5 protein-coding genes are annotated in these 6566 nt (G+C 44.8%); 2 read left to right on the top strand and 3 right to left on the bottom strand.

Going from position 1 to position 6566, the window contains the following annotated elements; genetic code table 11:
* A partial coding sequence (locus VF412_RS18100) for a dihydrofolate reductase family protein (RefSeq protein WP_331340676.1) occupies positions 1-509 on the top strand: 509 nt, incomplete at its 5' end.
* A gap of 19 nt (positions 510-528) precedes the next feature.
* On the opposite strand, the gene galE is transcribed toward VF412_RS18100, so the two are convergent.
* Entirely contained in the window at positions 529-1596 is a 1068-nt protein-coding gene (gene galE, locus VF412_RS18095) for a UDP-glucose 4-epimerase GalE (protein ID WP_331340675.1), read from the bottom strand.
* A gap of 327 nt (positions 1597-1923) precedes the next feature.
* Between galE and VF412_RS18090 the strand changes: the two genes are divergently transcribed.
* Entirely contained in the window at positions 1924-3288 is a 1365-nt protein-coding gene (locus VF412_RS18090) for a cellulase family glycosylhydrolase (protein ID WP_331340674.1), read from the top strand.
* Between the two features lie 6 nt (positions 3289-3294).
* On the opposite strand, the gene VF412_RS18085 is transcribed toward VF412_RS18090, so the two are convergent.
* Both VF412_RS18085 and VF412_RS18080 read right to left on the bottom strand, forming a co-directional pair.
* Positions 3295-4872: a glycoside hydrolase family 44 protein gene (locus VF412_RS18085; protein ID WP_331340673.1), complete on the bottom strand. Its 1578-nt coding sequence runs from the start codon at positions 4870-4872 to the stop codon at positions 3295-3297.
* A gap of 13 nt (positions 4873-4885) precedes the next feature.
* Complete coding sequence (locus VF412_RS18080) at positions 4886-6550, bottom strand: hypothetical protein (RefSeq protein ID WP_331340672.1); 1665 nt, start codon at positions 6548-6550, stop codon at positions 4886-4888.
* Between the last annotated feature and the right edge of the window lie 16 nt (positions 6551-6566).

Raw genomic sequence — 6566 nt, 5'->3', positions numbered from 1 at the left:
TGATTGGCAATGCGACTGCGGGTGAAACTGGCATCGACAACGATTTCGCGGCCAAGTCTATGGCTAACAATGGCGCGTGGATTCTAGGTCGCAATATGTTCAGCCCTACGCGAGGTCCATGGACTGATGATTCTTGGAAGGGCTGGTGGGGAGACAATCCTCCATATCACGTTCCAGTTTTCATTCTTACTCATCACGCAAGAGCGCCAATTCAGATGGAAGGCGGAACTACTTTTTATTTTGTCACCGACGGAATCGAATCAGCGCTAAAGCAAGCGAAAGCAGTTGCTAAGGAAAAAGATGTTCGTATCGGGGGCGGTGTTCAAGTCATTCGCGAATATTTGAAAGCGGGACTGGTCGATGAATTGCATCTCGCATACAGCCCGGTATTTCTTGGCTCGGGTGAGAATTTACTTGAAGGCATTGATATGCCAAAACTAGGATTTTCTGTGGCTGAAAAAGCTATCACAGATGAAGCGACTCATATTGTTTTAACTAAGAAATTTTGAAACTGGTAAGAGAGAAGGCTTAAGGGAAAACTAAAGCCTTCTGAAGGTCGACGAATTGAAACAAGCCCTGATCAAGCATCCAATGTGATGGCACCTCTTCAGGAGTTTGCATATACTTTCTTTCCCATTCAAAAGATGTGCGGCAGATTAAGTTCAAATCATCACGTTTCGGAGTCCAACCCAAAAGCTTTTTAAGCTTTGAAGAATCAGCTACCAGTAAAGGAGCATCCCCTGCGCGGCGGTCTTGGCGAATAACATCGAATGATGCGCCTGTGATACGCTTCATTGTATCTAGAACTTCCAAAACAGAATAGCCGCGACCATAACCGCAGTTCAAGATTTGTGACTCGCCACCTTGCTCAAGATATTTCAAAGCCAAGATATGGGCATCGATAAGATCTTCAACATGAATATAGTCGCGAACTCCAGAACCATCTTTTGTTGGATAGTCTGTACCGAAAACCTGAACCTGCTGACGTTTCCCACAAGCAGCTTCTGCCGCAACTTTGATCAAGTGACTTGCATCAAGAGTGCGTTGACCATTTTTACCATCAACAGCAGCTCCAGCAACGTTGAAATATCTTAAGATCACGGATCTGATACCATGGGCGTTTTCAGAATCCTGTAGAATTCTTTCAGCCATTAATTTCGAAGAGCCGTAAGGATTGATCGGAGAAATAATCGAATGTTCAGTCACTAAGCCATCGTGACCATTTGCAGTTCCATAAACTGCAGCCGTGGAAGAGAAGATAACTTTATCAATCTTTGCTATTTTGCATGATTGAATCAAAGAGATCGTGCCCGAGATATTATTGTCGTAATAATCCAACGGTTTTGTGATCGACTCTGGAACTTTCAATTTCGCCGCGAAGTGAATGACTGCATCGACTTTATTATCGATCATTGCGCGTGTTAATTTATCAGTGTTTCGAATGTCGCCTTCGATAAATTTAACTTGCGACGGAATAGCCTGAAGAAATCCAGTACTCAAATTATCATAAGCAACAACTTCAAAGCCTGCGGCTATTAGAGCATTGCTTGCGTGCGAACCGATATATCCGGCAGCACCAGTAACGAGTATTTTCATTGAACTCTCCAGTAAGGAGCCGGAATATAAATTTCCTCAATACAATCGTCCAGTTATTTTCTTGTTTGATTCTTGATTACAATGCAATGAATAGAAATTTCAATTGCGACAAACACTTAGACACCCATCGAAAATACTTCCTAAAAAGCATCATCTATTTTGACTAGAGTTCATCTTCTACATCTCGTCGAAGGTCCTGGAATAATCTCTGACTGTTCCATGAAAATTTCGGAAACTATCGAACTTATAGACGCTTTGGACTCACCCCTACATTTCTGATCTCGACCTTCCGATTGATTTCTCAACAGCGCATTCGCGGAGGACTCAATGTCGGTATGGACGTCATCTTTAGTCACACTTTTGTTAGGTGCAATGATCCCTATGGCGGCACATGCGACATCAACAAGACTTACTGGATCCACTACTTTTGGTTCCATTACTATTGGGCAAACGAAGACAAATATCTTCACTCTTAAAAATACCAGCAAGACCAGTGTGCGTTTAGACAGTAACTGGTTTTCAGGGGATTCCTCATATTCTGTGGCTGGAGGAACTTGCTCTTACGACACGACGACAGGTTGGATTTTGAAAGCTGGTGCTTCTTGTACTGTGCAGGTCAAGTTTGCCCCGACGGTTGCGGGCGGAATCAACAGTAAGCTTGTGGTAGGTTATTTTCTAAATACAGGTTGGACGTGGGAGGAGATTAGTATTTCTATGTCAGGAACAGGCGTGCAAGCAACAACGACAACTCCGACACCCACACCGAGTCCCTCACCAACGCCAACAACAGGCGCATGGTTGCAGACAAGTGGAAATAAGATCGTGAATTCCGCAGGCCAACAGGTTCTTTTAAAAGGTGTTAACATCGCCGATCCAGAGGCCCTTGACGTGAAAACGTGGGAGCGCCCAGGAGTTTCCGCTCGCAGCGTGGCGAGTTTAGCCACAGACCAATACAACGCTAAGGTGATTCGTTTGCCAATCTTACCAGGGGACCCAGCATATCCAACAGAGGGCTTCTTTGGAACGGTAAATGGTGGCGATACTTACTATCAAAATCACATCTTGCCGTTGGTGACTGAGCTTACCAGTAAAGGCATCTACGTTATCATCGATTTGCATTACGTAAGCGACTACAGCAGTTTGTACAGCAAGGTTGAATCCTTCTGGAAATATATGGCTCCGAAGTTCGCGAACAACCCTTATGTGATGTACGAAATATTCAATGAACCGATTTATCCGGACGACTGGTCGACATGGAAAAACACGATGGCTCAACCGATCGTGAATGTGATCAGAAGCTTGGCCCCGAATAATTTGATTTTGGTTGGCGGCCCATACTGGTCATCCCATATCTCTGGTGCGGCAACAGATCCTGTTGTCGGCAATAATATCGTCTATGTAGGTCACGTGTACTCGAACCAGTCGCCGTCGATTTGGGATGCTCGCTATGCGACGGTGGCAAATAAATATCCTCTGTTCATCACAGAGTGGGGTTTTGAAACTGGCGGTACTGAAGGTGGAGATATCACTTACGGTAAGGCATGGACAGACTGGATGGCGGCACACAATTTAAGCTGGACAGCTTGGTGCTTTGATAACCTCTGGGGCCCACGCATGTTCAATTCAGATTGGACATTGAAGACGAGCCCGGGAGGCATGGGCGAGTTGGTTCGAGACCTCCTCGCCAAATAGAAATTACTATTGAACTGGCGTTACAGGGATTCCCATCTCTTTAGCGCCGTAAGTTTGCTTAGTGATCGGGCTGCCATCATTTGGAATGATCACAAGAGTCATCGACCAAGCTGGCAAAGTAACTGAAGAAGCTTTGCTTAGGGATGGGCCAGATACCAAGCTCAACATCGGAGAGTGCGCAACAACGTCTTTGTTAACAAGGATGATGTTCGTGCTCTTCGCCGTTTTTACAGCGTATGAATTCACTTTATCACCGTAAGTGTCAGCAGTCTGAACAACGTCACCCAGGAAGTTGTTAGAGTAGAAGTTGTAGACCCAATACAAAGATGTTCTGTTTTGGTCTACGATCATACCCCATGAATCGTTCTTGCTAGCTCCTTGGATGAAGGAATTCACGAAAGTATCAATACCTTCAGAACCAAGACGACCCATCAAATCAGCAAGGTACAAAGGACGAACAATTGGGTGGTAGTTAATGTTATCTACAGAATCGACACCACATTCAGTCACCGCAATGCGAGCTGTTGAGTAGTATTTGTTTCTCCAAGTTTGGAAACGTTGAACGATCTTAGGTGTAATACCTTTTGGAGAAGCAGCATCATATTTGTTTACGTAGCTTACATCATTCCAAAGGTTTACAGACTCAAGCATACCAGCAACGTTTTGTTGACCGTTTGGAAGTCTGATCACGCTGTCTTTGTCGCCGAACTGAGTTCTGAACAATGGGTAGTAGTGGAATGTCAAAACATCCAAAAGTTTGTAACCTTTTGGGTTCACTGTTGTGTCATGTTCTGCAGCTGCTAGGCGAGAAAGGAAATACGGAATGAACTCTGTAAATTGACCGCCACCGTAAGAACAAACGTAACCGCCTGGAACATTGTAGTTCTCAGTGCAATCTAACGGGTGAGTCGTTTGCCAAAGAGTGTAACCTGTAGAAAGTTCTGGACCCCAAAGCTCGATATCGTTGGCGTTGCCAGAGATAGAAGCTTGAGCATCACGAAGAGCTACAGCGTATTTGATGTATTTCGCGATGTATTCATCTGCAGAAGGTGCTGGAAGACCATGAACTTCTTGTTCAATGAATGGTTCGTTACCCATAAGGATGTGCTTGATGCCCAATGCTTTTTGGCCATTCAAGAACTTGATCGCATTAGCCGCATGAGTTGCGTCAGCTGTTGGCATCATTACAAGGTGATTTTGAGAATCGTAGTCAGGCTCAAGACCTAACATGTTCACTTGGAACATAGGTGCCGCATGGTAACCGCTTTGAACACCTTGAATACGTGTTGCAAGAGGAGAATAAGCTTCTTGGATTCCATCGTGACGGTCCAAGTACATATTCAATTCCCAGTTGTACACTGAGTGCAAGCTGCCACCGAATTTAACATAACCTAAATTCAAAGCGCTAACGTAGTCTGGGCGAGGCATTGTTGCGAAGCCATTCAAGTCTACACCATAGAAGCTCTTGCGTACTGTGACACCGTTTTTAGAAGCAGTATCGATAACAACATTACCGTCAACAGCAGCGTGAGCGCCGAAAGAAATTGCCAACAAAGAAGTAGTAATTGCTAAAAAGTTTTTCATTCTGGACCCCACCTTAGTTCACGCAACGATCATTGTAATCGTAATGAGATGCTCTGTTGAAACGAGAGAGTCTTTGGCCTGAAACTTCCAAGCTGAAGTCCATACCGCAGTTGCGACCCTTTTCAAGGAATACACGGAAGATAGCTGGGTTTGACCACACAGCACCGCCGAAGTTGGCCATACCTTGAGAAAAGGCATTTTTGTTTTTACCAACAGAAGCTTTGATTTGTGCAGCTGCTTTTCTGATCGTAGAGAAACCACTGGAAACAGAAGGTCTGCTGCAAGCTGGGTTTGCAGCTTGGTTATTGTGATCGTATGGAGAATCACAGTCAGCATCGCGTCTTGCTTGAGCGTCCATTGCAGTAGCTTGGTATTCAAGCTTAGCCAAGAATGAAGGACCCGATGTGCCCATGCCCACGATCTCTCTCATATATTGGTCAGACAAGTTCATTTGAAGAATTACTTGGTTGTAGCCTAAAGAACCGTCAGTGTCTGGAACTCTTACGCAAGTTTCTGGCATGCCTTTAGTGCCAGAGATGTCCAGTGCATAGTCAACTTGACCGCGCAAGCGACCTTCTTGACCCCAATCAGCTTGGTAAGCATGTTTGAATTGGCCGTAGAATACAGAAGTTGTTTTTTTATCAGTACCAGTGCCAACGTCAGTTGTTGTTGCGCCACCCTTGAAGGATGTCGCTTTCTTAGTGTGTAGACCGCCGAAGCGACTGCTGCTTTGTTTTGTGTAAACGCCGTAGTCTTTAACTACGTGTTCGTCCCAGATAGAAAGTTCTTCTTCGTGGTTATAATCTTTGCCAGTCGAAGAGCGTAAAGAAATAACTGGGATAAATGGAGTCGACAAGCTGACGCCGAAAGATCTGCCGAATTTAGTCAAAGATGTATCAGCGATTTTCTTAGCGCCAGAACCTTCAATTTGAGAAAGTTCGTAAGCTTTTGTTGTATCACCAGCCATGAAGCGTTCGAAAGCTTCTTGAGCCGCAGAGTTGTTCAAAGTGAATTCGTAGTTAAAGCCATTTGCTTTTTCTACTTCAGTTTCCGCTCCTACAGATAATAGGGAGACTCCGCCGCCGACATCTACTGATTTTACGTATTTTTTCGCTCTTTCAACGTAAACTTTGTCTTCGCCTGTTTTTTCAAGATAGTTGGCCCAACCACCCGTCGCAACCGCAAAAACACCAACGCTGACTGGGTCGATGCCAGCGCCCATGTAGAATGCCAAGCCACCTTGAGACTCCCAATAAGCAGAGTCTTTAACTTTCCATTTGCTAAGCTCTTGAACAGTCAAAGGAAGCTTTTTAGCTTTCTCTGCTTGAACTTGGCTTAGAGAAGTAATGTTTGATGAGATAATTCCGAAGTTGTTAACCATCGGTCCAACAGAGAAAGAAGCCCATAGTTCTGGATGTGGGAACCAACGAGAGATAGAGGCAGAAACGTTTCCGTAGAAGCTAGTTTGCATTGCCGTGCGGAAGCCATCGCGATAACGATCTGTATCCACCTCAGGGCAAGCGCCGTCACGAACTGGAGTTTGGTTAACGACTTGATCTAACCAATCATAATTAAGATACCAGCCGTATCCTTGATTCATATTTTCGCCTATTTGATTGGCGTGTGCGACTGGCACAGCTAGCAAGCTAGCAAACAAAACTGAAACGAAACGTTTCATAACCCACCCTTTTTGT

It is taken from the genome of Bdellovibrio sp. (genome assembly GCF_036384735.1).
Classification (GTDB): Bacteria; Bdellovibrionota; Bdellovibrionia; order Bdellovibrionales; family Bdellovibrionaceae; genus Bdellovibrio.
Note: the sequence above shows the minus strand (reverse complement) of the source record. Positions and strands in the feature narration are given on the sequence as shown.

Excerpts from the sequence above, each read along its gene's own strand:
- galE (WP_331340675.1), bottom strand. The coding sequence starts at position 1,596 with ATGAAAATACTCGTTACTGGTGCTGCCGGATATATCGGTTCGCACGCA.
- VF412_RS18090 (WP_331340674.1), top strand. The coding sequence starts at position 1,924 with ATGTCGGTATGGACGTCATCTTTAGTCACACTTTTGTTAGGTGCAATG.
- VF412_RS18085 (WP_331340673.1), bottom strand. The coding sequence starts at position 4,872 with ATGAAAAACTTTTTAGCAATTACTACTTCTTTGTTGGCAATTTCTTTC.
- VF412_RS18080 (WP_331340672.1), bottom strand. The coding sequence starts at position 6,550 with ATGAAACGTTTCGTTTCAGTTTTGTTTGCTAGCTTGCTAGCTGTGCCA.